Origin of the sequence: Chitinophaga sp. CB10, from assembly GCA_001870995.2 — a bacterium.
Classification (GTDB): Bacteria; Bacteroidota; Bacteroidia; order Chitinophagales; family Chitinophagaceae; genus Chitinophaga.
This window is the reverse complement of the sequence record MLAV02000001.1, coordinates 653,057-678,876: the sequence shown is the minus strand read 5'-3', so window position 1 is coordinate 678,876 and position 25,820 is coordinate 653,057. Positions and strand designations below refer to the sequence as shown.

The 25,820-nt window shown below is 53.5% G+C and carries 24 protein-coding genes; 19 read left to right on the top strand and 5 right to left on the bottom strand.

The window, feature by feature from the left end; genetic code table 11:
• Positions 1-20: 20 nt before the first annotated feature.
• Positions 21-917 carry a LysR substrate-binding domain-containing protein gene (locus tag BOC67_RS02785; RefSeq protein ID WP_291906980.1) on the bottom strand — a complete coding sequence of 299 codons (897 nt, stop codon included), beginning with the start codon at positions 915-917 and terminating at the stop codon, positions 21-23.
• Positions 918-1,051: 134 nt separating this feature from the next.
• Here BOC67_RS02785 and BOC67_RS02780 point away from each other — a divergent pair, with 134 nt between their 5' ends.
• Together BOC67_RS02780 and BOC67_RS02775 are read left to right on the top strand one after the other, a co-directional pair.
• Positions 1,052-2,293, top strand: coding sequence for an MFS transporter (locus BOC67_RS02780; RefSeq protein ID WP_291906979.1), 1,242 nt, complete (start codon positions 1,052-1,054; stop codon positions 2,291-2,293).
• A gap of 63 nt (positions 2,294-2,356) precedes the next feature.
• Positions 2,357-3,178 carry an NAD(P)-dependent oxidoreductase gene (locus BOC67_RS02775; RefSeq protein WP_291906976.1) on the top strand — a complete coding sequence of 274 codons (822 nt, stop codon included), beginning with the start codon at positions 2,357-2,359 and terminating at the stop codon, positions 3,176-3,178.
• A gap of 135 nt (positions 3,179-3,313) precedes the next feature.
• Here the strand turns inward: BOC67_RS02775 and BOC67_RS02770 are convergent, their stop codons facing one another.
• Positions 3,314-4,105 carry a PhzF family phenazine biosynthesis protein gene (locus BOC67_RS02770; protein WP_291906974.1) on the bottom strand — a complete coding sequence of 264 codons (792 nt, stop codon included), beginning with the start codon at positions 4,103-4,105 and terminating at the stop codon, positions 3,314-3,316.
• A gap of 217 nt (positions 4,106-4,322) precedes the next feature.
• Entirely contained in the window at positions 4,323-5,132 is an 810-nt protein-coding gene (locus BOC67_RS02765) for a ThuA domain-containing protein (protein WP_291906971.1), read from the bottom strand.
• A gap of 1,154 nt (positions 5,133-6,286) precedes the next feature.
• Between BOC67_RS02765 and BOC67_RS02760 the strand changes: the two genes are divergently transcribed.
• The 12 genes from BOC67_RS02760 (at position 6,287) to BOC67_RS02705 (ending at position 15,787) form a co-directional block, all read left to right on the top strand.
• A complete protein-coding gene (locus BOC67_RS02760) occupies positions 6,287-6,931 on the top strand; it encodes a hypothetical protein (RefSeq protein ID WP_291906968.1) in 645 nt (214 codons plus the stop codon).
• A gap of 241 nt (positions 6,932-7,172) precedes the next feature.
• Positions 7,173-7,940 carry a helix-turn-helix transcriptional regulator gene (locus BOC67_RS02755; protein ID WP_291906965.1) on the top strand — a complete coding sequence of 256 codons (768 nt, stop codon included), beginning with the start codon at positions 7,173-7,175 and terminating at the stop codon, positions 7,938-7,940.
• Between the two features lie 66 nt (positions 7,941-8,006).
• Complete coding sequence (locus BOC67_RS02750; protein WP_291906962.1) at positions 8,007-8,324, top strand: hypothetical protein; 318 nt, start codon at positions 8,007-8,009, stop codon at positions 8,322-8,324.
• Positions 8,325-8,373: 49 nt separating this feature from the next.
• Positions 8,374-8,853 carry a DUF4920 domain-containing protein gene (locus tag BOC67_RS02745; protein ID WP_291906959.1) on the top strand — a complete coding sequence of 160 codons (480 nt, stop codon included), beginning with the start codon at positions 8,374-8,376 and terminating at the stop codon, positions 8,851-8,853.
• A 113-nt stretch (positions 8,854-8,966) separates the two neighbouring features.
• Complete coding sequence (locus tag BOC67_RS02740) at positions 8,967-9,347, top strand: hypothetical protein (RefSeq protein WP_291906957.1); 381 nt, start codon at positions 8,967-8,969, stop codon at positions 9,345-9,347.
• A gap of 159 nt (positions 9,348-9,506) precedes the next feature.
• A complete protein-coding gene (locus BOC67_RS02735; RefSeq protein WP_291906956.1) occupies positions 9,507-9,860 on the top strand; it encodes an S-adenosylmethionine decarboxylase family protein in 354 nt (117 codons plus the stop codon).
• Position 9,861: 1 nt separating this feature from the next.
• Entirely contained in the window at positions 9,862-11,130 is a 1,269-nt protein-coding gene (locus BOC67_RS02730; protein ID WP_291906955.1) for a DUF4178 domain-containing protein, read from the top strand.
• Between the two features lie 4 nt (positions 11,131-11,134).
• Positions 11,135-11,350, top strand: a complete 216-nt coding sequence (locus tag BOC67_RS02725; RefSeq protein ID WP_291906952.1) for a hypothetical protein — start codon at positions 11,135-11,137, stop codon at positions 11,348-11,350.
• Between the two features lie 6 nt (positions 11,351-11,356).
• Positions 11,357-11,572 carry a DUF350 domain-containing protein gene (locus BOC67_RS02720; RefSeq protein WP_291906950.1) on the top strand — a complete coding sequence of 72 codons (216 nt, stop codon included), beginning with the start codon at positions 11,357-11,359 and terminating at the stop codon, positions 11,570-11,572.
• Between the two features lie 10 nt (positions 11,573-11,582).
• Positions 11,583-13,082, top strand: a complete 1,500-nt coding sequence (locus BOC67_RS02715) for a polyamine aminopropyltransferase (RefSeq protein ID WP_291906949.1) — start codon at positions 11,583-11,585, stop codon at positions 13,080-13,082.
• Positions 13,057-14,700, top strand: a complete 1,644-nt coding sequence (locus BOC67_RS02710) for an FAD-dependent oxidoreductase (protein ID WP_291906947.1) — start codon at positions 13,057-13,059, stop codon at positions 14,698-14,700. Before BOC67_RS02715 ends, BOC67_RS02710 begins: the two co-directional genes overlap by 26 nt.
• Positions 14,657-15,787 (top strand): hypothetical protein, encoded by a 1,131-nt coding sequence (locus BOC67_RS02705; protein WP_291906945.1) that lies wholly within the window; start codon positions 14,657-14,659, stop codon positions 15,785-15,787. The genes BOC67_RS02710 and BOC67_RS02705 overlap by 44 nt, the downstream gene beginning before the upstream one ends.
• Here the strand turns inward: BOC67_RS02705 and BOC67_RS02700 are convergent.
• Complete coding sequence (locus BOC67_RS02700) at positions 15,771-15,938, bottom strand: hypothetical protein (protein ID WP_291906943.1); 168 nt, start codon at positions 15,936-15,938, stop codon at positions 15,771-15,773. The two genes, BOC67_RS02705 and BOC67_RS02700, sit on opposite strands and share 17 nt — an antisense overlap.
• Positions 15,938-17,485 carry a M60 family metallopeptidase gene (locus BOC67_RS02695; RefSeq protein WP_291906941.1) on the bottom strand — a complete coding sequence of 516 codons (1,548 nt, stop codon included), beginning with the start codon at positions 17,483-17,485 and terminating at the stop codon, positions 15,938-15,940. Before BOC67_RS02695 ends, BOC67_RS02700 begins: the two co-directional genes overlap by 1 nt.
• Positions 17,486-17,647: 162 nt before the next feature.
• On the opposite strand from BOC67_RS02695, the gene BOC67_RS02690 reads away from it, so the two are divergent.
• From BOC67_RS02690 to BOC67_RS02670, 5 genes are all read left to right on the top strand, one after another.
• Entirely contained in the window at positions 17,648-18,223 is a 576-nt protein-coding gene (locus BOC67_RS02690; protein WP_291906939.1) for an RNA polymerase sigma factor, read from the top strand.
• Between the two features lie 506 nt (positions 18,224-18,729).
• Entirely contained in the window at positions 18,730-19,866 is a 1,137-nt protein-coding gene (locus tag BOC67_RS02685) for a FecR family protein (RefSeq protein ID WP_291906937.1), read from the top strand.
• A 252-nt stretch (positions 19,867-20,118) separates the two neighbouring features.
• Positions 20,119-23,484, top strand: coding sequence for a SusC/RagA family TonB-linked outer membrane protein (locus tag BOC67_RS02680; protein WP_291906934.1), 3,366 nt, complete (start codon positions 20,119-20,121; stop codon positions 23,482-23,484).
• 12 nt (positions 23,485-23,496) lie between these two features.
• The gene (locus BOC67_RS02675) at positions 23,497-24,969 is read left to right on the top strand and encodes a RagB/SusD family nutrient uptake outer membrane protein (RefSeq protein ID WP_291906931.1); all 1,473 of its coding nucleotides are present in this window, start codon (positions 23,497-23,499) and stop codon (positions 24,967-24,969) included.
• 9 nt (positions 24,970-24,978) lie between these two features.
• On the top strand, positions 24,979-25,812 hold the full coding sequence (locus tag BOC67_RS02670; protein ID WP_291906929.1) for a DUF4843 domain-containing protein: 834 nt from the start codon (positions 24,979-24,981) through the stop codon (positions 25,810-25,812).
• Positions 25,813-25,820 lie beyond the last annotated feature (8 nt).

Below are 25,820 nucleotides of genomic sequence, written 5' to 3'. Positions count from 1 at the left end.
CACTTGTCCCATTTCCATATTTATTTCTCACGTTCCCTTTCGTTAGCGGTCAGTTTCAGGAGTTCCTCTATGAAACGGACCGCTGACTTTTTTGGATGGGTTCCTTTCTGTGTGATGATATAGGACCTCCGCTCCCACTCCTTCCCTTTTACGGGAATAGCTACGATATTCTTCCAGCCGGCTACTGCACGCTCGTTGAGCAGGGTGGCCCAATGTCCTTTTTCCACCAGGGACAGCAGGGAGTGCACATCGTTCATTTCAATACCCACGCTTAAGCTGATATTGTGTTTGTACAGGATTTCGTCCAGGAAATCCCGGGAGCTGTAGCCCCGGGTGGCCAGGATCATATCGACTCCTTTGAGGGCTTCAATGGGCAGGCTTTTGGCGCTTGCCAGGCGGTGATTTTTACTAACGGCCATGACTATACGCGATTTTAGCAGGGGCACCATGTTCAGGGCTTCATCCTGCCCGGAGGTATGGAAGGTAAGTACAATGTCAAGATCTGCCGCGAGGAGTTTGGGCATCAGCTCATCGGGCGCTGCGTACACAATGCGGAGGCGTATCCCGGGATATTTTTTAGGGAAGCTGGTGAGCAGGGGCAGCAAAAGGGCGGTGAATGCGTAGGTAACGCCGATGCGCAGTTCCCCTGTGAGGAGCCCCTGCAGGTCCTCGATGGCCTGCCGCGTCTTGTCTACCTCGGCCAGTACAAAGCGCGCATGTTCCAGCATCACCTGGCCGCTTTCCGTTAGCCGCACCTTGCGCCCGATGCGGTCGAACAGGTGGGTATTGAGTTCCGATTCCAGCTGCATGATTTGCTGGGACAGGGTAGATTGGGTGATATACAGCTCTTCGGCGGCGGCGGTGAAATTGCCTTTTTCCGCGGCATGTACAAAGTACTTTAACTGGCGCAGTTCCATACTGATCGGTTTTACTAATGGAAACGATTAAAACAATCTATTTAACTAATTAATGTAAATATAGGAATTTTGTGTCCGAAAATGAATGGCAGCAGTCGCCCTACTGCTAAGTGATCATCTGGAAAAACCTTTATATGGACGTATTTCGCTCTTTAAGATCCCGTAATTTCCGCTTGTTCTTCTCCGGGCAATCGGTATCAATGATAGGCACCTGGATGCAGAAAACCGCTGTTTGCTGGCTGGTGTACCGCCTTACCGGCTCCGCGTTGCTGCTGGGTGTAGTGAGTTTTGCGGGTTTGATCCCCTCCCTGGTATTAGCCCCTTATGCAGGCAGTTTTATAGACCGGCATGACCGGTACAAGGTGCTGGTGCGCACGCAGGTAATTTCTATGTTGCAGGCGCTGGCCCTTGCGCTGCTGGTATATTTCAGGTACTATAATATCACCGGTATCATTTTACTGACCCTGTTGCTGGGTATCATCAACGCCTTTGATGTGACCTGCCGCCAAAGCCTGATGGTGGATATGGTGACCAGCCGGGAGGACCTCCCGAACGCTATTGCGCTGAACTCCACCATGATGAATTTTGCCCGTATTGCCGGGCCGGCGCTGGCCGGGATTATCCTCAGTTACTGGGGAGAGAATGTGTGTTTTGCCCTCAACTTCTTCAGCTATATTCCGATTATGATTTCGCTGTTTATGATGAAGCTGGATGTGCCGGTGGTGAGCAAGTCGGAAACCAGTATCTGGACGGAGCTGCGTGCCGGGTTCCATTATATTTCGCATGACAGGGACCTGAGCAGCCTGTTGCTCATGCTGACGGCCAGCAGTTTGCTGGTAATGCCGTTTAACACGCTGATGCCGATGTTTGCGAAGGATATATTTCATGGCGATGCCCGTACATTCAGCTGGTTTGAAAGCGCCGCCGGGGTGGGTTCGATTATTTCCGCTATCTATATGGCGCGGCTCAAGCCTGGTAAGGATATGATCAGGATACTCGTTACTGCCAGCTGTATATTCTCCCTGAGCTTACTGCTGCTCTCCTACGCCGGCTGGTTGCCGCTGGCGCTGGTGTTTATGACCTGTTCCGGCATTGGGATGATGGCGCAGACATCGGCCATCAACACTTATATACAAACCCACGCGCAGCCACAGATGCGGGCCAGGGCTATCAGTTATTACATTATGGCCTACCAGGGCATGATCCCTGTGGGCAGCCTGCTGGCGGGGGCGCTGGCGAATATTGCCGGCCCTAAGTTCACCGTATTGCTGCAGGGCATTGCGGGCGCGGTGGCGGTAGCCGTATTCGTATCCCACCGCCGGAAACATGCCCGGGAGCTGGATAAGCAGGATGGCGGCGGCATGCAGCCTGCCTAGGTTTTGTTTTTGCCGGCCGGGAAAGAATGCTTAAATTCCTTTGGTAATTAAAAGCCACAGGTTATGAGTTTTCAGCAAAAAACTGTTTTTATTACCGGCGCCAGCAGGGGCATTGGTAAAGCCATCGCCCTAAAACTGGCCGCGGGTGGCGCTAACATAGTTATCGCAGCCAAAAGCGTGGAAGAAGATCCCAGGTTGGGCGGCACCATTCACAGCGCTGCCGCGGAGGTGGAAGCCGCCGGTGGCAAAGCCCTCGCCGTACAGGTAGATATAAGGGACGAAGCGCAGATTGCCGCCGCTGTAACCAAGGCGGTAGCAGCATTTGGCGGTATTGATATCCTGATCAACAATGCTTCCGCGATACAGCTGACCAATACTGAACAAACCAGCGCCAAAAAATTTGACCTCATGCATGATATTAATGTGCGGGGAACATTTTTGATGACGCAGCATTGCATACCCTTCCTGAAGAACGGCAATAACCCGCACATCCTGACGCTCTCTCCTCCTGTGAATGTAGCGCCGCAATGGCTGGGCCCACATGTGGCGTACACTATCAGCAAATATAATATGAGTATGCTGGCCCTGGGCTGGGCGGCGGAATTGCAGCAGTACCGGATTGCTTCCAATGCGCTCTGGCCGGCTACTACCATTGCTACGGCGGCGGTAAAGAACCTGCTGGGCGGAGATGCGCTGGTGAACATGAGCCGGACGCCGGATATTGTAGCGGATGCGGCGCATTATATTTTGCAGCAACCGTCGGGTACCTATACCGGGTTTACATTGATTGATGAAGAAGTATTGCAGTCCGCCGGGGTGCAGGATTTTGATCAGTATGCAATGATGCCGGGAGGAAGGTTGCAGAAGGATTTGTTTTTGGAATAAAGTAAGCGGATGATGGCTGGTTTGAGGCATTGCCATGCATCAGCCTTTCATCCTGAGCATAACAAGCGTGTGTTCCGGGCTTTGCCTATGCTGTTGCCGGTACACACGCCTCTATTTTTCGTAGTATCGTTACCGTTAGTACCGCAGTACCCCTTCCACTACGGTTACCGCCTGGCCGGCAATCTCCACCCTGTCCCCTTTCAGCGCTACGCGCAGCTCGCCGCCCCGCGGGGATACCTGTAAAGCGTTGAAGGATGTTTTACCTAATTTCTTTGCATAGAATGGTACCAGCGCACTGTGCGCGGAGCCGGTCACGGCATCTTCCGGAACGCCGCTCACAGGCGAAAAGAACCGGGATACGAAATCGTATGGCTTGCCGGCATCTGCCAGGGCGGTGATAATTACTTTATAGGGGTTTAGCAGGTGAAAATCCGGCGTATAGTCACGCACGGCTGCTTCGTTTGGCAGCTCCGCCAGGTAACGCCCGCCACCGGTGCGGTACAGGGCGGTGAGGTTGGGGAAGATATTGGAAAAAACGGCGGTATCCGTTTCGGGGGTTGTATCGAAACCTGGGAAATCCATCGTAATCCAGCCGTCGTTGCCACGGGTGGCGGTGAGCAGGCCGGCTACGGTGTGGAAGCGTATAGCCTTATCCGTTGGCAGGGCGCCGGTTTCCCAAAGGATGTGCGCGCTGGCGAGGGTGGCATGGCCGCAGAGTTGCGACTCCGTGCCAGCCGGGGAAAACCAGCGTAGCTGGTAGTCGTGCTGCTGTTTTAAGAGGAAGGCCGTCATGGGTAATTGTAATTCTTTGGCGATGTTTGAGAGGACAGCGTCAGGGGGCATCTCGTTGAGTAGGCATACAGCGGCAGGGTTGCCTTTAAATGGAGCGGCAGTGAATGCATCTGCCTGGAAGTAACGGAACTGCATATCGGGTAAGGTTTAACTGTTGCAAAGGTTGAGAAAAATACGACAGCAAAACAGATGCAGATGTGAGAAGTTGGACCGTATCAGATGCGGGAGAGGGCGGTAGTGCCAGATGTGGTGTGGGGGAAGATTGAATAACTACGGCAGGGGGAGAACCTTGAATAACTACGCCAGGCGGCACAATCCGCCTGCCGTAGTTGTGAGTAAATGCGGCATATAATCAGGGCTTGCCCTCCCCTAACCAGCGCAGTGCCTGTAATATCAAATCCGATTCATTCCTGTTATCGAACGTAAAGGATAATTCCTTCTTATTATGATTCTCATAATCGATATCATTATGCCCCATGTTCATATACACCATTTTGTATTTCTTATTCGTCCATACCACGGGATAGTACCCGCTATGCCATATCTCACTGGGTTTAGGCCCTGTGCCGAGGGGAAAGCTGGCACTGTCGATAGACAGCAGGATGGTGATATCCGGGTTTTTCCGGAGGTCGTTTGACCAGCGGTACCACTCATTCGGGGCAGTCGTAAATACTTCCGGCAGGCCGGCAGTTACGGGATGCTGCGGCTGCTCGGCCCGGAGGTAAGCGATGGAAGGCCGCCAGGTATTACTCACAAACTGTCCGGACCCGAGGAAGGCGTTATGGTACCAGTCCCAGTTAGCCGGAATGGCTGATGGCGTGAGTGCGAAAGCGGCGAAATGAAAACCCATCCATGCCCCGCCATTTTCCATATACTGACGGAAAGCGGCGCGCTGGGCCGGCTTTTCAGGCCGGGTATCCAGGAACAGGACGACCTGGTAGTTTTTCAGGGTATCTGTGTTGAGCAGGTCCCAGTTATTGGTAGCCCGGTAGGTGAAATTGTTTTTAGGGGCCTGAGCGGCAAACCATTTGTTGGCTTCCGCCACAAAACTGATATGGGCCTGGTCATTGACACCGGTGTAAAAGGCAATTACGTGGAAAGGTTGCTGCGCATGAACGACGGCAGACAGTAACAGTAAAAAAGCGATGAACCATTTTTTCATAGAGGCTAAAGATAGCAGCAATTTAACTGGTTTCTAAGGTTTTAGGCAGGTGACGTAGTGATGAAGTAGTGTAGGCGCCGTAGGGATGGAGTAATATTAAAAGAACGGATCAGGCGTGTGACGTAGTGATGAAGCAGCAAAAAAACCAGGGAACATGCCACCGGCCCTCCATCTACAGAAGTAGAATTATCCAACTGCGGCAAGCATGGCAATGGAACTCCCTTTAATTTCCGGCCGATGGAAATTCCCTGGCTAGCTCTTTGGTCGATAAGGACTATAAACTAATAGCGTCATGGGCAAATGCTTTACATTTTTGCCATGACGCTATCAGCGCGATGAATGCCAAACCTTTTTTCATGCCAGCGGGCAAATCAGTCTAATGCCCACCCTTGCGTTTAGGGTTATGGCTTCTTTCTGTTATACCGTGTTCCATCTGGTCAACTGGTCGTTCCTCATGCAAATCCCTTGCGGGATTCTTTTTGTCCGCCATCCTTTTGGATTCTTTTCCGGATGACCTTTCACGATGTTGATCCTGATGTTTCCCGGTATTGTTACCTCAATGCATCATGACACTAAAATTTTTAGTGATTAAAAGTCTTCGTCATCTAATTTATTCAACCGGTAAAAAAGCAAAATTCTGCCCACCCGGGGCAAAACATTGTTAAATTAATGTAATATCCGGGGTACCGCTATAGTACCGGATCCTGGCGGCTGTAGCTGCTTTCGGCCGATATGGCTGATGCTGCCAGAGCGAACCTTGAGTGTAGTTGTTGCGCTACAGGATGAGTGCCGGCGTCCACATCGGGCATGGCAGAGATTCCATACCGGCGGGCTTTCCCGTTCCGCGCCGGTACGCGGATTGGCTATGCTGGCGCGGTTGCGGAGTATTAAGGCATTATTCTTGGCCGGCCTGTTTAGTGGAAAGCAGGTTTATACAATCATTGTATTCAAGTCATGGTGATGCAATGATCCTTTAAAGGTCATGTTTATATAATCATCGTATTAAAGTCATGTTTATTTAATCATCCAATTAAAGTCATGGCTATGCAATGATCCTTTAAAGTCATGTTTATTTAATCATTCATGTTTACTCAATCATCCTATTAAAACAAGCTTATCCTATTAATAAACACCATTTTACAAAACATCATCCTATGGAGCATTTTCCCAAAATAAACCAAAGCATTATTCCTGAACAGACGGAAGGAGGCCAGTCCAACACCAGCAGCAGCGTAAAAGCGGCATCAGACCAGGAGGCGCGGGCCATGTACAACATCGCCCGGGAACGCCTGCTGGATGTAAATAACTGGCATAACATCAGCGGCGACCTCACCGCCACCTTTGAACTCATTGGCCCCGATGGCGAAAAAGTGAATCGGCACGCACGGGAAGGGGATCATATCCGCATCAACATCCCGGGGCCGGGTACTGCCAGTGGCAAAGGGTACGACTGGGTACAGGTGGAGAAGATCGAAGAACAAACGGACCAGCATGGAGCCATGAGTTTCCTCGGCATGCGGGTAAGGCCGTTTAAGCCGCCGAAGGACGTGGACCCGAACGTATCGCACTTCTTCCAGCGGGATGCTACTTCTTCTTTTGTATTAACCCAATACGGCCCTGTGCTGGAAGCCAGTGTGCTGGGCAGGAACGAAAAGCCAAACACCCGCGCTGAATCTTTCTGGGATGCTGTACGGAACTTCTTTGTTGGGCTGGGGGCCATGGCGGGGTTGTCCAAAGCGCAGTGGAAAGCCCTGGTGAATGGGATAATCAGGGTACCGCGGCAGTCGCAAATGGTGTAACGGCTGCCAGCCGGACCTGTCCAAAGAGTAAATGGAACAATTACGCACAACCCGGCAAAGGGTGTAACGGCTGCCAGCCGGACCTGTCCAAACAGAAATAGGACCATTACGCACAAATGCTGTAACAGATGCATGCCACAGCACTCCAAAAAGCAAATGAAACAATTCCGCCGCCGTAACCGCAAAAGGTCCCGCAAAATTTCCACCCACAAATAACTACCTTTACACAAACAAACATCCCATGCAATTCCTTTCCTCCCCACCCTGCCCGCAGCTACGGCCATACGTGGCCAACTACCTGCTGATCTGCAGCGGCGCCGGAAAGGTAAATACCGTGCTGCCGGGAACCGGGATCTCCCTCTCCTTCCGGCTTACCGGCAGCATAGAACATACTAATAACGATCACGTACAAACGCTGGGCGACCACGGCATTGCCGGCATCCGCAAAACCGCGCAGCATATGCATTACCGGCCGGATTCCGCCTGGTTCCTCATCACCTTCCAACCCGGCCGCGCCGCAGCCTTCATCAAAGCGCCGCTGCATGAAGTAAACAGTCAGCTCGTAGCACTGGATAACTTTATCCCGGCGGAAAAACTCCGGGAATTGGCCGACCGGCTGCAGTCCGCCCCTGACCTGCCGGCCATGGCCGCCCTTGCGGACCAGTGGCTGCTGCGCTTACAGCCTTCCGCTGGCGATCCCCTCGTGGAAGCCGCCCTCGAAAAAATACAGCACAGCCGCGGGCAACTCCGCATCACGGAACTGGCATCTGCCCTCTATATCAGCAAGGACCCATTGGAAAAACGGTTCCGGGCCGCCGTAGGCGCTACCCCCAAACAGTACGCGACCATTGTGAAACTCCGGCATATTATCCGGCAGGCGCCCACACAATCCCTCACCAGCCTGGCTTACGAGGCAGGATACTTTGATCAGTCGCATTTTATCAAGGACTTCCGCCGGTTTACCGGCACTACTCCCCTCGACTTTTTCGCCCGCGGAGAGGAATGGTAAAAAATGCTTTTTTACAATTTTGCCCTCCCATCTCCCCATAATTTTACGGTACAAAATGATTGTACCATGAACGAATATGTATTTATCACCAGGGTAAACCCTGAAGAACTCACACAGGAAGATGTTGCTACCGTACGTAAAGGCTGGGACGAATTGGTGGAGAAATGGAAAGCAGCCAATCATTACCTCTCCGGAACGCCGGTCGTAAAACCCGGGTACGTGGTCACCGCCAACCAGGCCGCAGCCGGCGTAATCCAGGAAAAGGGGCAGCGCGTAGTCAGCTTTATGTACATTGCCGCCGCAAGCGATGAGCAGGCGCAGGAACTGGCAGCCATGGTGCCGGTGCTGCCTTTCGGCGGATCCGTGGAAATCCGCCACCGGTAAGCGATGAACAGCAAACTTTTGTATCTTAGCCGGAAATTGATTTATCGCTATGCTGCAAAAAATAATCTTCCTGCTCATGGCCGTCTGCATTGCCAACGGCCTCTCTGCGCAGCCCCCTAAAGGACCCGCAAAACCCAACAGTACCTATGGCGCCGGCGCCACGGCCGCAGGCGCGGTCAATGCCGCCGAAATCCCCGCTTTGCTGAAAAACGATACCGGCAAGGTAGCCGTAAAAATCAAAGCCAAAGTATTGGACGTATGCCCCAAGAAAGGCTGCTGGATGAAGCTGCAGGTAAATGACAGTACCACCGCCTTCGTGAAAATGAAGGACTACGCCTTCTTTGTACCGCTCGATATCAAAGGCAGAACCATCGTGCTGGACGGGCTTGCCTACCAGGAAATCACGCCGGTAGCCGAACTGCGCCACTATGCTGCGGACGCGAAGAAACCGCAGGCAGAAATCGACGCCATCACCGCGCCGCAGAAAGAATATCGGTACACCGCCAGCGGCATACTCGTACTGGAATAATAACCTAACTACCTGATCCGCCCGCCATGGCAGGCGGATCAGCATATTTTCAACGGATAATAAGGACCATGAACAAATGCCCTTCAGGCATTGTTGAATATTAAAAACAGGACATGAAAAGAATAGCGATGCAGCGGATAGTGTTGATAACCCTTTTCACCCTCACCATCGAACCCACCTTTTCCCAGGATAAAAGGGACTATATACGTATCATGACCGACTCCATGAAAGCCAGGTTATTGCTTAACGGAGCGCAATACGGCAAAGTGTACGACATCAATAAAACCTTTTCCGATAAGATGGCCGCCCTGCGGAAAGACAACGTAATTCCCCGCGCGGAGAAGAGCAAACAACTGAAACAACTCAGCCAAACCCGCGACAGTTCCCTGAAACGCGTGCTGACCAATGAGCAGTTTGACCGCTACGAAGCCCATCGCTCCGAACGCCGCCAACAGGCCAAAGAGCGGTATGAACGCAAACAGGAAGAGCAATAAATAATTAGCGACCCTTCAACGGGTAAGGCTATACGCGCCTTACCCTTTTTGATATTACCGGAATCTGGCATACAATTCGCATATACCGTGATCTCCTGAAACAAAAAGAAAAATTCGTCAGGAATTTTTACATTGCAACATGCACATATTTTCTCTGCCATGAAATATCAACCGGGCCTGCATTTGTTGACCACGCTGTACACGGATAAGATTGAATTACTGCAGCAAAGCGACAACTGGAAAGCTTTTATCACCCGCCAGATTCAAGATCATCAACTTACAGAAGTAGGTAATGCCGTACACGACTTCCCTGCCGGAGGTTTCACAGCGGTGCATTGCCTGACGGAATCGCATATTTCCATCCATACCTGGCCCGAATACGGGTTGTGTACCTGTGATGTATTCCTGTCCAACTTCCGGAAAAACAATGACGCTATCACCACCGCCATCATGAGCGCTATCCATGATTTTTTCCAGACAACCCATCATGAATCACAACAGATAAGAAGATAAAATGCCACATTTTACCTGCCCTGCCTGTCATGCGGGCATTGACCTGCAACATCCCGATACCCGCCTCTATGGCTGCCTCAGGTGCGGTGCGCTGTCTTCCTTTGCATCCGGCTTTCCAACCAAAGCAGGAAAGGTAGCCCAGTCAAAGATCAAACAGCTGATACCCATGGGTACCACCGGCACTTTACGCGGCAATGAATACACCGTCATCGGCTATACGGAGCGCGCAGGCGTAGGCGCCGGCTATTCCTGGGCCGAGTATGTACTCATGCGCACTACCGACCGCAAAGTATTTTTCCTCTCCTTTTCCGACGGCCACTGGCTGCTGGTGGAAAATATCCCCATGGAGTTCCCGGAAATCACGGCGGCCAGCTTCGGACAAACCACCCGCGTTGAACATGAGGGGAAATCGTTTGAACTGTTTAACCGGTTCAGCGCCCGCTATATCAACATCACAGGGGAAATCCCCTGGGACCTGGATTACCAGCGCAACATCCGCTGCCTGGAATTTATCCGCCCGCCGGAAATGATTTCCTTTGAAATGACGCATCGCAACTCTAAGCCTGACATCGATGCGTTCAAAGGCACTTACATTTACCCGAAAGAAATCAAAAAAGCGTTCCTGAACGGGCACTTCCCGCCGGCCCGCTTTGGTATTGCCCCGGCGCAACCGTTCCTGGAAGGATTACGCCCCCGGGAGTTTGGGATCGCCGCCATACTTTTCTGTGTGCTGGCCATCTTCTCCTACCTGCATTTCAACGGCAACCGCCAGAACAGGCAGATCATGCAGGAACATTTTGATATCAACGACTCTACGATCAATAAAGCCCTGTTGAGCCCGTCCTTCAAGCTGGACGGCCGCACCAGCAACATCGAGGTGGACATCATGACCGACCTGCAAAACAACTGGTGCGCGATGGACCTCACGCTGGTGAATGAAACCACCGGCGAAGAAAGGACCATCCCGCTGGAAGCTGCCTATTATCGTGGTGTGGACGGCGGGGAAAGCTGGTCGGAAGGCGATTCCAGGCAGAAGGCCTTTGTATGCAGCGTAAAGCCCGGTCAATACCATTTTACGGTTACCACGGCTACCGAAAAGTCAGGTCCCAACGTGCATGCGGATGTAACCGTATTCTGGGACGTACCTACCGCCTGGAACGAAGTACTCCTCTGCCTCCTCTTTGCCGGCATGGCGATAGCATTACTGGCCTGGCAAAAATACAGGGAGACCGTACGATGGGCATTCAGCGATATCAACCACCAAAAATAATTTTATGGATAAATTGAAATCCCTTTTTTCACGATTTCCGTTTAACTGGAGAGATGATAAGATAACCATTTGCATCCTGGTTGGTTTCCTCGTCATCCTGCTCCTCAGCAATACCTATGGTTACCGGGTATGTAACTGTACCAGCACGGAAACCTGGAAACCTGGCAACGATCGCACCGCCAGGTCGCGCAGCGGCGTTCACTATTTTTATCACAAATAAATCGCTATGGAAACATTACAATTCAAGTACATGCTCGCATCTGCCGTGTATGCATTATTAGGGGTGGTGATCCTCGTGGTCGCCTTCTGGCTGGTAGACCGGCTCACACCCGAGAACACCTGGAAAGAGCTGGTGCAGCATAAAAATATTGCGCTGGCCATCGTGGTGGGCGCTTTTATTATCGCCATCGGCATGATCATCAGTTCTGCCATTCATAGTTAATCGTTGTACGTTGGAAATTCTGTTATTATTATCCGTCTTCGTGATTGCTACCTGCGGCCTCATTTATGAGCTGGTAGCAGGCACGCTGGCCAGTTACCTGTTGGGAGATTCTGTAACGCAGTTTTCGACCATTATCGGCGCCTACCTCTTTTCCATGGGCATAGGCGCTTACTTTTCCCGGTTCTTCAAAAAGGACCTGCTTAGCTGGTTCATACAGCTGGAAATTCTCGTAGGCCTCATCGGCGGTATCAGTTCAGCCGCGCTGTTCCTCCTGTTCGAACATGCGGCCTCCTTCAGGCTGATCCTGTATTTACTGGTAGGCCTCACCGGCACGCTCGTCGGGCTGGAACTGCCGTTGCTGATGAACATCCTGAAAGACCGGTACGAGTTCAAGGACCTCGTATCGCGCGTGTTCACGTTTGATTATATCGGCGCGCTGCTGGCCTCCATCGTGTTTCCCATGCTGCTGGTGCCCTACCTGGGCCTGATCCGCACTTCCTGCTTTTTCGGCATCCTCAATGTAGCCGTGGCAATCGTGGTTTTGGTGAAGTTCAAAAAGGAAATTAAATGGGCCGCCTACCTGAAAGCCAAAGCCATCGCCTGTATTGTTTTCCTCGCGGGACTTTTTATATGGGCAGACCGGATTATGACCTTTGCGGAAAGCCAGGCCTTCCGGGACCCGGTTATCTATTCGCACTCCTCCCCTTACCAACGGATCGTACTCACGCACAGCCGGCTGGACCTTCGCCTGTACCTGAACGGCAACCTGCAGTTCAGCTCGGCGGACGAATACCGCTATCACGAAGCGCTCATCCACCCGGCCATGCTGTACAGCCCCAAACGCAGCCAGGTGCTGATCCTCGGCGGGGGCGACGGGATGGCGGCGCGGGAGCTGCTCAAATACCCCGAGGTGGAGCAGGTCACCCTCGTGGACCTGGACCCCGCCATGACCAAACTTTTCCGGCAAAACAGCATGCTCGCCTCCCTGAACGACAGCAGCCTGCTATCCCCGCGGGTCCGCGTCATCAACGCGGATGCGTTTCAATGGCTGAAAGAAAACAACGAACAGTTTGATGTGGTCATCGTGGACTTTCCCGATCCCGGCAACTACGCCGTGGGCAAGCTGTACACGACGGCGTTCTACCGTAAACTGCGCCACGCGCTGACGGACAGCAGCGTGGTCGTCATCCAGTCCACCTCTCCCTATGTGGCCCCCAAAGCATTCTGGTGCGTGAATACCACGTTGCAGGAGTGCAACTACCAAACCATCCCCTATCATACCTACGTGCCCTCGTTCGGGGAATGGGGTTATGTCATGGCGTCGCCAGGGCCGCTGGCGCAACGCCGCACGGATTTACCGGCCGGCCTGCGTTATTTTGCTGCCGCCACTTTCAGCCAGATGCGCGATTTCACGGCGGATATGCAGCCGCGGAAAGTGCTGGCCAATCACTTAAACAACCAGGTACTGGTACAATACTTTGAAGATGAGTGGGGAAAATACCAGGAGTAATACGATCAGCAGAAAAGAGTTTCTCCGCTATATGGCTATCATTGCCGGCGGCACGGTGACGCTGTCCCAATACCTGGCCTGCATGGAAAAGAAAGATAAGTACGGCCATATCAGCAGCCGCATCAGCGGCGCTTCGGCAAAAACGGGGCATATGCTGCGGGACCGGCAGTTTGGCGCGCCTTCCGCCACGGAATACACCGATGCCGTAATCGTTGGCGGCGGCGTGGCAGGACTCACTGCCGCCAGGAAGCTTCACCACAGCGGCGTCACCAACTTCCGCCTGCTGGAACTGGAACCCCATACCGGCGGCAATGCCAGCTCCGGCAGCAATGCCTACAGCGCTTACCCTTTGGGAGCGCACTACTTACCCATCCCCAATAACGATAACAAACCCCTGCTGGACCTGCTGGCCGAAGCGGGCATACTGCTGGGCTACCATCCCGATGGCCTTCCTATCTACAACGAAACGGATCTTTGTTATGACCCCGAAGAAAGACTGTATATCCGTAACCGTTGGCAGGAAGGGCTTGTGCCGCAGCAGGGCCTCAGCCAGGAAGCGCTGGCGGAAATCAGGCGCTTCCTGGACAGTATGGAAGCGCTGCGCCAGGCAAAAGGCAGCGACCAGCGCTATGCGTTCGACATCCCGGTAGACAATAGTTCCGCGGATGCAACCTTCCGGCAGCTGGATCAGCTCACCATGGCCGACTGGATGGACCAACAAGGCTACCGCTCCGAAGAGCTGCGCTGGTACGTGGATTACTGCTGCCGGGATGATTACGGCGCCGGCCTCCAGGCCATCAGCGCCTGGGCAGGCATCCACTATTTTGCTTCCCGCAAGGGCAAAGCCGCTAATGCCGAGACTTCCCAACTCCTAACCTGGCCCCAGGGCAACGGCCGGCTCGTGCAACACCTGCAACAGTTCAGCCGGGATCAAACGCAGACCGGCTGCGTGGTGTATCGCATCACGCCTTCCGCCGGGGAAGTGCTGGTCGATTATTACGATACCCATACGCATCAGCTCAGGCGCCTGGCTGCAAAAGCCTGCATCCTGGCCACGCCGCAGTTTATTACGCAGCGGCTTATCCCCGGCGGGGCGTACCATCACGACTTCGTGTATTCGCCCTGGTTAGTGGCCAACATTACGCTGGACTATGTTCCCGCATCCTCCGGCTACCAGCTTTGCTGGGATAACGTAATCTACAAAGGCAAGTCGCTGGGCTATGTAAACGCCCAGCAGCAGCGGCTTTCACAGGAAGCCCCGGCCAAACAGGTGGTGACGTATTACCTCCCGCTGGATCACCTGGACCCGGTGGCGTCCCGCAAATACGCCATTGCCTTATCGCCGCAACACTGGACGAAGCTCATTGCGGACGACCTGGAAATCCCCCATCCCGGCATTACCTCACTGATCCGGGATGTGGACATTACCGTATGGGGCCATGGCATGATCCGCCCCCATAAAGGGTTTATCACTGGAGCTGCCAGGGCCGCGGCGCAACAGTCGCAGTGGCCGAATGTATTTTTTGCCCATTCCGACCTGAGTGGCATATCCATTTTTGAAGAAGCTTTTTACCATGGAAACAAAGCAGCAGACGCCCTTGTCCATCTCCTTGGGTAAGGCCCACAGGCAGCCCTGGATCTATAGCCGTACACTGGACGGATGTTTCATCCTCCTCCCTCCCTTTGCTGCCCTGGCGGCGATCCTGCTGTTCCCGGCCGCCTTCAGGCCGCAGCAGGGCGTAACCGTGGCCTGGTGGGTGATATTGGTGTTGTTCATTGACGTGTCGCATGTGTACTCCACCATTTACCGTACTTATTTTGATGGCGGCGCCTTCCGAAAGCAAAGCCGTTTATTCATCTGGGCGCCCATACTGGCCTGGGTGGCAGGCGTAGCCGCTTATGCAGCCGGCCCGCTGGTGTTCTGGCGCATACTGGCTTACATGGCGGTGTATCATTTTGTACGGCAGCAATACGGGTTTCTGCGGATCTACAGCCGGAAGGAAACTGCCGGTAAATTTTCCCGCAGCGTAGATACGTTAACGATATACGCAGCCACCATCTATCCTTTGTTGTACTGGCATCTGCAAGGGCCTATCCCGTTTAACTGGTTCATACCGGGGGATTTCTTCTATATTGCTGCCGGCAGCAGCATACTCCATTTACTGGGGATGGTATATGCCGCAATTGTAATCATCTACCTGCTCAAAGAGATGAACTACAGCATACAACAGCGATGGGTAAACATTCCCAAACAGTTGCTGGTATTGGGCACCATGCTCTCCTGGTATTTCGGGATCATCTATTTCAAGGGCGACCTTACCTTCACGCTGCTGAACGTCATTAGTCACGGTATCCCTTATATGGCGCTGGTTTGGGCGCATGGCCGCAAGCAATATCATATGTCCGCCGGCGGAAATAAATTCCTGCAGGCGGTGTTCAGCAACAAGGGCATCCTGCTGTTCCTGGGGCTGATTGCGTTGTTTGCGTTTGTGGAAGAAGGGTTGTGGGATGGATTCGTCTGGCGGGAGCATACGCGTTTTTTCTCCCTCTTCCAGCAATTACCGGAAGTGGAGGACAACCTGCTGCTCATGCTGCTGGTGCCTTTGCTGGCGGTGCCGCAGGTAACGCATTATGTGCTGGATGGATTTATCTGGAAGATGAAGCATGATAAATATAACTGGAAGGCGCCTACGATTGGGGAGTAGCCACATTTACTGGCTGATAAAGATACCCCTCCGATTGGCGGGTAGCCACCTTCACCATCAGAAAAATCACCACTTTCACCATCAGAAAAATATCCCTTCCGATTGCCAGGTAGCCACCTTCAAAAATCCGGGCGCTGTAAGCGCCCGTCATTATTTTACATCCCCTTTCATATTATACGGTAACCATGCCGGATATACGGCCATCTCCTTTTCCAGCTGCGCGCCCAGCGGAAATCCCCAGGCTTTGAAAAAAGGAACGAGGTTGCGCCCTGTCACCTCGGAAAATACCTGAACGAACATATCGCGCTTGGCGTCCTCCTTCCTGGCGAAGGAAGGGTTCGGGTCCGTGGCCAGGTTTTGCTGGTAGCGGCGGATGAACGCTTTGAAGGCTTCCCACCCAAAGGCTTCCTGTATCTGCCAGAACATGGTAAGGGCCAGGAAGGGATCGCGTTTCCATTTTTCGTAATCCGGGCCGGCGGCAAAGTATTGCCGGATGCGGGCATTCCGCTTTTCGGCGGACATTTCCCCGTGCGCGCCATGCCGGTCCCCGATGAGGCGGTCGAAGCAGTAGAGTGCGAAGAAGTTGCAGCTCACTTCCCCGGTGCCGGCAATGATCCAGTCGGGGTTTTGCAGGTTGTGGCCTATCTCGTGGAAATAGCCCCAGTTGGAAGCGCCGTTGGAGGGCTCCAGGAGTTTTTCAGGGTTGGCGATGGTATTGAGGGTGCCGGCATCGCAATGGGCCATGATGGGATAGCCGTTGTGCATAAAACCGGCGCTGATCTGCTCATCCACGACGAGGCGCATGGGGCGGTACACGGGTTGCGGGTACTGGCCCAGGTCCATTTCCGCGCCGATGATGGCATCCCAGAGGTCCGCCACCTTTTTGGGATCGGTCACTTTTTGCAGTACGGAATCCGGCAGGGCGAGGATGATGCGGTCAGTACCCAGCTCGCCCCAGGGAGCGCCGTTTGTTTTCAGTTGGGCCTGCCACTCCTCGTCCGTAGTAACGCCGCGGATGTAGCGGGGGGAGCTAACGGCGCCGCTGATACGAATATCGCCGGACCAGCTTTTTACCATGGGTTTGCACTTGATGTAGATAAGCCCCCCGAACGGGTTGCTCACGCGGATGAGGGGTTTATCCAGCGGGGCGTACTTCACGATGTCCGGCATGCGGCGCCAGTTGGACTTCCCGGCGGTCCACTGGCCGAGGAAGTCGGTATGACAGCCTATTTGCACAAACAGCTCCTTGCTTTCCGCCAGCGCTGCGGGCAGGCGGATTTCCACTACCTGGCCGGCCGGGGCGTACAACCCGGTACTGTATTGCGTGTAGGCGTCCGGCTCGCCGTTCATGCGGCGCAGCATGCGCCAGGTGCTGTCCGCCGGGGGCTCGTGGCGCAGCGTAATGACCTTTTCCACGGCGGGCGTATTCGGCTTAACCGCGCCGGGGAAATACCTGGCGGAAGGATGGGCGGTAATATTACGGTAGTCTGTTTCCTGCAGGGTTTTGCGGCTCCATTTGATGACGGCTTCCCGGAGGGCGGTTTCGTCCTTCAAAAGCGGTTGACCGGGGGTAATGACCAGTTGCGCCGGATCGGCGGGCTGTCGGCGGGAGGTATCCGCAGCCGGCGCGGCGGCCTGCAGGGCCAGCGGTAGTAACGGCAGCAGCAGTGCGGCGGTGATCGCGTAATGTTTTTTCATGTTCCTGTTATATCCCTTTAAAATACAACACCGGCTGCAGTGATGCTGAAAAAGTTAATACAAGATAAGCTGCCTGCAGTGGCAGGGTTAACAAAACAGCGCCTTCTCTTCAACAAAAGGTCCTTTTTTTAACCGAAACAATTTTTAGTTTTATGCCCAATTATGGGGAGGGATGAATTACAGCATGCAAGCGACCAACACCTTTTAGCGGAGATCGGCAGAAGGAACGGCCTTGCTTTCGATGTATTATACAACCGGTACTGGAAGGATGTTTTTAATATCGCCTACAAGCGGGTGCATAATATGGATATGGCCCAGGACGTTGCCCAGGATGTATTTGTACAGCTTTGGAGCCGGGAAAAGGACACCCCTATCGAAAATCTTCCCGGGTATTTACGAATCGCCACCCGGAACGGGGTGTTCCGGCAGCTGGAAAAGGAGCGCCGCTATGAGGATTTGCCGGAGGACAGCGATGATTTGCGCAGCCACGGCCTTGCGGACGGGCAGGTGCTGTACAAGGAGTTCCATGCCGCTTTTGAGGCGCTGATCAATACTTTGCCGCCCCAGCAAAAATTAATCTTCCAGCTCCGCTTCCAGGAGGGGCGCAGCACCCAGGAAATCGCCGAACAGCTGGACATTTCCGTGAAGACGGTCCGCAACCAGATGGGCCGCGCATTGTCGACGCTGCGGGAGTCCCTGATTGTGCTGCAGATCGCGATTATTTTGACAATGAAGTAAGGGTGGTTGCTTTTTTTATTTTGCTTCGCAGAATTTATGGCTGTTGGGATAATGGGAACGTTTGGGGAGAATGAATACGGCGGCAGTATGCCGGATATCAACAGGCTGCCCTTATGAGGCAGCGTGCCGGAGGGGCTGCTGCGATGGGCGGTTGAAATGAAAGGACTACTTACCTGCGGGTAGATCAGCCAGTAAATCGTTTAGGCAGCAACATACCAACAAAGTTTCACCGCAGTCAAGTCCTAAACGATCGAAACACCGCCCCACCACGGGTAATGAGCCAGTCCCCCTTTCAGCGCCAACGTTCCCACGGAGTGGCCGACCCGTACGACTGCCGGTAATAACGCGCCCACCCTGCCCTGCGCACCTAAATTTTCTCCCCCCCCAAAAGCAACATATATAAAATAAAAATATTTAAAACTTTTATGGGCGCTTTTGATTTTCTCTGCTCATATATATAGAAACAGTCGAAAATGGACCAACAGCAAAGGGAACTTTTTAAAATAATGCTAAAACGATTTAGGACAGGCGCCGCTACCAGCGAGGAAATCGCCTTCCTGGAATCGTATTTCGACTTGTTTGACGCCGAGGAAGACCTCATCACCGCGGAGAATGAAACCGAATTTGAAGGATTGAAAACCGCGCTACGCCAACGCATCCACGAGGAAATCAGTCAACCGGCCACGCCGGAAAAACGCCCGGGGGTGAAAAGCCTGCCAGTAAAACGCCTCCCGGTACGCCGCTGGGCCGCAGCAGCAGCCATTGCCGCGCTGATTGGCGGTGGCGCCCTCTTCCTCCTGCAACAACCGCGCACGCCCAAACAACCGGCAGCCAGGGCTTATGCCACCGGCGCGCCTACGCTGCGCCTTGCGGACGGCACCACTATCCGGCTCGACAGCACCGCCGGCGGGCAAATTGCCAGTCAACCCGGCGTGATCATCTCCAAGGAAGACGACGGAACACTCTTATATAAAACAGCTCCTGCCACCGCAGGTAACAACCAAAATCAGGAGAACATCCTCAGCACCCCCGCCGGAATGAAATATAAAATCATCCTGCCGGACGGGTCCACCGTGTGGCTGAACGCCGCCAGCAGCCTTACCTACCCGGCCGTATTCGCCGCCGGCAACAGAACCGTAAAACTGGAAGGGGAAGCCTGCTTTGATATTGCCGCCGATCCTGCCAGGCCATTCGTGGTACAGGCAGGCGCACAATCCGTACAGGTACTGGGCACCCGTTTTAACGTCAACGCCTACCCGGAAGATGCGGAACATAAAACCACCCTCCTGCAGGGCGCCGTTAAAGTAAGCCATGCAGGCAGCGCAGTGGTGATACAGCCCGGCCAGCAAGCCATCTGCAGCAATGATGCCGCCATACGCACCGTCAGCGCCGACGTCGATAAGGAAACAGCCTGGATCAACAACATGTTCTCCTTTAAGAACGATAACCTGCAATCCGTCCTGCGCGAGGTTGCCCGCTGGTACAACGTGCGTATCCGCTACGCCGGCGCAATGCCCGATGAACGGTTCTTCGGGGAAATATCCCGTAGCAGTAAACTGGAAGATGTTTTAAAAATACTGGAAATCAATGGCCTTGCATTCGAAATAAAAGAAGATGTTATTACCGTTGGCTATAAGCATTAATGTTTGCCGCACGCCAGTAACCGTAACGATTTAAAATTTTCAAGCTTATGTGTATCAATTTGTAAGAATCATTATCCAACTATCTAAAATCAACCAAGCATGCGATAACTACCGAATGCCACCAGCAGTAAGACCTGCCAACCGTAGTTTATCCGCACATTTTATCGACTAAATCAGACCAACATGAAATTCAAATTTCATTGTCCTCCTTCGCTGCCCGCAACGAAGGCAAGGAAACCTTTGTGCCTGCTTATGAAAGCATGGATGCTGCTGCCGCTGATCTTCCTGCTGCACCTGCCCGTGTACGCAATGGGTCAGCATGTGACGATCAACCGGCAAAACGCTTCCCTGGAAAGCATTTTCGCCGACATCAAAAAGCAAACAGGCTTCACCTTTTTCTACAAGGGAAATGTAAATCCTGCGGAACTCAAAACCGATGTAGACATCAAAAATGCTACCCTCGAGGATGCGCTGCAAACCTGCCTGAAAAAATTCAGGCTCAATTTTACAATTGTCAACAAAACAATTGTTATAACGGCAACGGATAAACCGAGTTTGTCAGAACCGGCCATCAGCGCCATGATACAGGCGGACAGCACCATCCTCGGCCGCATTGTGGACAGTCTGACCAAGGAACTGATGATCGCCGTATCGGTGTACGTGAAAAACTCCACCGAAAGGGCGCTCAGTAACGACAAAGGCCAGTTTTCCATCAAAGCCAAGGACGGGGACGTGCTGGTGCTTTCCAGCGTTGGCTACAACACCAAGGAAGTGCCGGTAAGCGCCATCAGGAACCGGCCTATCCTGCTATCCCCCAAATCCAGCGCGCTGAACGACGTGGTGGTAACGGGTTACCAGGTGATCAAAAAAGACAACTATACGGGTAATGCCATCGTGGTAAAGGGCGAGGACCTGAAGCGGCTCAACCCCCAGAACATGCTCAAAGGCCTGGCCTCCTTTGATCCCTCCTTCCGGATCGGGGAAAACAACCTGCTCGGCTCCGACCCCAACGCCATGCCCAAAATCAATATCCGCGGTACCACCGCCATGCCCAACGGGGAAATACTGGACAGGAACAACCTTTCCAGCTCCTACAACCTGCCGGTGTTTATCATGGACGGGTTTGAAGTTCCCCTGCAAAAAGTGGTGGACATGGATATCAACCGCATCGCTTCCGTGACCATCCTCAAAGACGCTGCCGCTACGGCGGTATATGGCTCCAGGGCAGCCAACGGCGTAATCGTGATCACCACCAAAGCGCCGGTGCCCGGCAAGCTGCGGCTCACCTACAACGCGGAAATGAAGGCCACCGCGCCGGACCTCACCGGCTACAGCGTACTCAATGCCGCCGACAAACTGGCCTACGAAAAAATGGCCGGCCTCTATACCACCGGCAACAGCAGCGCCAACACCCAGGAAGAATTGGATGCGCAATACTATTCCAAATACAAAAACGTGGTGAGCGGCGTAAATACGTACTGGCTCGCACAACCGCTGCGCAACGCCTACTCCCAGAAGCATTCCGTGTACGTGGAAGGCGGCGACTCTACTTTCCGCTACGGTGTGGACCTCCGCTATCAAACCGACCCCGGGGTGATGAAAAATTCAGGGCGCGACCGCTACAGCGGCGGCATGAGCTTTACGTATAACCCTAACCGTAAGCTGGTACTTAAAAACGACCTCACGGTTACGCAGGTAAACGCCCGCAACTCCAACTACGGCAGCTTTACGGATTATGTGCTCATGAACCCCTATTATCCTATTTACGGGGCAGACGGAAAGCTCATCCGGGAAATTTCCAACTGGCGGGTGGACACCCACCAGCCGGGCGAAGACCAGTATAAAAATGTGCCGGTACTCAACCCGCTGTATGAAGCCTCCCTCGGTAACTTTGATAAAACGGCTTATACTGAACTGATCGATGCGTTTTCCGCCGACTGGCGCATCACCCCTGCCCTGCGCGTGATAGGCCTCATGAGCCTGAACAGCACGCGGACCACCAGCGACAGGTTTATATCCCCCTTCAGCAACCAGTTCTACCTCGATCCGCCGGAAGAAGCCATGAACAAAGGCAGCTACGACTATGCCGCCACCCGCTCCCTCAACCTGGACGGGAACATCCGCATGGTGTACAATAAACTCATCCATGGGGATCACTCCGTGAACGCGGTGCTGGGCGCCAACGTAACCGCCGCTACCACGGACTTCAAAGGCTTCCAGGCCCGCGGATTTACCAACGATAAATTTTCCAGCATCGCCTTCGCCCGCACCTATACGCCCAATGCGGCGCCTAAAGGCAGCGTGGAAGAACGGCGCCTGATCGGCTCCTTCTTCAGCGGCAGCTACTCTTATAAAAACAGGTATTTGTTTGATGCCGCGGTGCGACTGGATGGTTCCTCCGCATTCGGCGCCAACAAACGGTTTGCGCCCTTCTGGTCAGGCGGTATCGGTTGGAATGTGCATAATGAAGACTTCTTTAAAAGCACTTTCCCCGCACTGTCCAGGCTCAAGCTGGCGGCTACTTCCGGCGTAACCGGCTCGGTGGACTTCCCGCCGTTCCTGGCCCGTACGACGTACGCGTATCAAACGTCCAACTGGTATTCTACCGGCATCGGCGCGGTCGTGAATACCTATGGTAACGACAACCTGCAATGGCAGAAGACCACCAACTACGAAGCCCGCGCGGAGATTGGCCTCCTGCAGGACCGGATCGTACTGACGCCCGTGTATTACTACAAGCTCACGAAAGGTTTGCTGACAGACATCAACATTGCGCCCAGCACCGGTTTTTCCACCTACAAGGAAAACCTGGGGGACATGGCCAACAAAGGCTATGAGTTGTATTTGACGGTAAACGCGCTGCGTAAAGAACACCTGAACATCAACCTCACGGGCAACCTGGCGCATAACACCAACACGATTGTACGTATTTCCAACGCGCTGAAAGCCTATAACGAAAACGTGAACAAATACCAGCTGGACCCGGACAAGAAAGCCCAGGGCACGCCGCTGCTGCGCTTCAAGGAAGGGCAGTCCTACAACACGATCTACGGCGTTAAATCCCACGGCATCGATCCGCAGAATGGCCGCGAGATATACGAAACGCTGGATGGCAAACTCACGTATGATTACGATGTGCAGAACACCCAGCCTATCGGCGATTACACGCCGAAAGCGGAAGGCTTCTTCGGCAGCAATATCACCTGGAAGCAATGGATGGTGAGCTTCAGCTTCCATTACAAATTCGGCGGCGACATGTACAACCAGACGCTGGTAGACCGTATCGAAAACGCCGATCCGCGGTTTAATGTCGATAGTCGCGCTATGACTATGCGCTGGCAGCAACCCGGCGACCAGGCCCTGTACAAAAACGTCATGGACCTGACCACCACTTACGCCAGCAGCCGGTTTATCCAGAAGGAGAACCTGCTGGAACTGCAATCCCTGTATTTCTCCTATGACCTGGCGCAGTCCGTGGCCAGGAGCATCGGGCTGCAGTCGCTCCGCGGCGCCGTTACCATGAACGATATCCTCCGCCTCACCAGCGTGAAGCAGGAACGCGGTATCGATTATCCATTTGCCAGGAGCCTGACCTGCTCTATACTCGCTACCTTCTAAAATGCAACGACCATGAAAAAATTACTCTTCATATTCAGCCTCGGCGTGTCGCTGGCGTCCTGCAAGAAATTCCTGGATATCAAACCGGAATCGCAGGTAGATAAGGATGAACTCTTTAAATCAGAGCAGGGCTTTAAAGAAGCGCTGAACGGCATTTATACCAAATGCGCCGGCACTTCGCTGTACGGTGGTCAGCTCACCTACAACCTGCTGGACGTGATGGCCCAGAACTACCAGTTCAACGATATCGGCTACCAGGAGATCGCCAATTTCCAGTACTCGAACGGCACCATCAAAGGCGCCATTATCGAAATCTGGTCCAATGCCTACAGCGCTATTGCCAACTGTAACTATTTGCTGCAGGCAATTGACAAGGATACCACCCTCTTCTCCAACGGCAACTATCGCCTCATCAAAGGGGAAGCGCTGGCAATGCGGGCTTACCTGCATTTTGACATGCTGCGTTTATTTGCGCCTTCCTACGTGAACGGACCTACGCTGAAAGGCATTCCGTATGTGACGAAGGTGGGTACTACGTCCACGCCTTTCTCCACCGTGGCGGCTTCGCTGGACAGTGTGCTGAAGGACCTGACGGCTGCCAAAGCGCTGCTGGCAGCTGATCCTATCCGCTTTTCCGCTTACGTGATCGGCTATGCATCCGACCCGGCGGCGAGTGAATTAAAAGATGCGGACCTGTTTATGCAGAACAGGCGGCACCGGATGAACTACTTTGCCGTTTGCGGGGAGCTCGCCCGCGTGTACCTGTACAAAAACGATTTGGCAAATGCGCTGAGCAATGCGGAAGAGGTGATCCTCTCCGCCAAATTCCCGGCCACGAAGCAGGAGGACTTCTTCCAGACGGATATCCAGAAACGCGACCGCATATTTTACAAGGAGTTGATCAGCTGTTTTTATACCGAAACCAAGACGATCATCGACCAGCTGCAGGCCCGCTTTACCAAGCAGAATCCGGCTTTCAGCGGCACGATGGCGCAGGTGAACGAGATTTATGAAGTGGGCACCGTGGGCGCGGAGGACTGGCGCCTGAAGCAATGGTTCCTGAACACCGCTTCCACAACGGGCGGACCTGACCGCGGCGTATTGCAGAAATACTACCGCAATGCGGCGCCGCTCACCAACATCCACCCGCTGGTAGCGCCGGCCATTCGACTGACGGAAATGTACTACATCGCCGCGGAGGCCAGCTTTGGCAAGGACCAGCCACGCGCGCTCAAATACTTCAACACGGCCCGGGCCATGCGGGGTATTGGCAATACGGTGAGCAGCGTAGCCGGTAAGCCTGATTTTATAGAGCTGCTGCTCAAGGAAGCGAGGAAAGAATTTTACGGCGAGAGCCAGCTGTTCTACATGTACAAGCGCCTGAACCATGCGGTAACCATCAACGCTACCAGCTCGAAGCCGGCTTCCAACGCCATCTTCGTGTTCCCGCTTCCTGATGACGAAAACGCTTACAGAAACAATTAACAGACTACCATGAAAAGATTATCCGTTATCGCTGTTCTTGCCTGCCTGTTATATAGCTGTACGAAAGAAGAAATAGGGCCTTATGACCTCAGCAGGGACAATATCTACCTGAATTATAAAAATACGGACAGCCTCGTGTATTCGTTCGCGTACCATCCGGACCTGGAACGCGATACCATCTGGCTGCCGGTGATCATCTCCGGGAAAGTGGCGGACCACGACCGGGAATTTGTGGTGACGGCGGTAGACAGGGCTTCCTCCGCCGTTCGCGGACTGCATTACGAGCCACTGAAATCCACTTATACCATGCCGGCGGATTCAGGTACCATCAGCATCCCCATCGTGTTGCTGAACGTGGATACCGCGCTGATCAATAAATCCGTAGACCTTACGCTGGAAGTGAGCGGCGGGAAGGACTTTGCCAGCGACCTGCCGGGAAGGATCCGTTCCAAACGCATCCTGTTTTCATCCCGGTTGGAAGAACCCGCCTGGTGGATGTATTGGGGGCAGCTGGGCCGGTACTCCCGCGTGAAGCACCAGTTATTCCTCATCAGCTCCGGCACTACGGACCTGGTGATCCCTAACTCCTACCCCGACTGGTACCTGGAAATTCCGCGCACGCTCTATTACATCGCCAACACCAGCTATTTGCTCAACTACCCGTTTGAGTGGGTGAATGAGCATCCGGAGTCCGGCTATGTACTGGAAAAGCGGAACGACAATACGGGCGACTATGACTTCTACAGCAAGTCGGCCCCTACCAAGCGTTTCAGACTACAGTACTTCCCTACTGCCAACAAGTATGTGTTTATTGATGAAAACGGGGGCCAAGTCCTCTTCTAAAAATATTA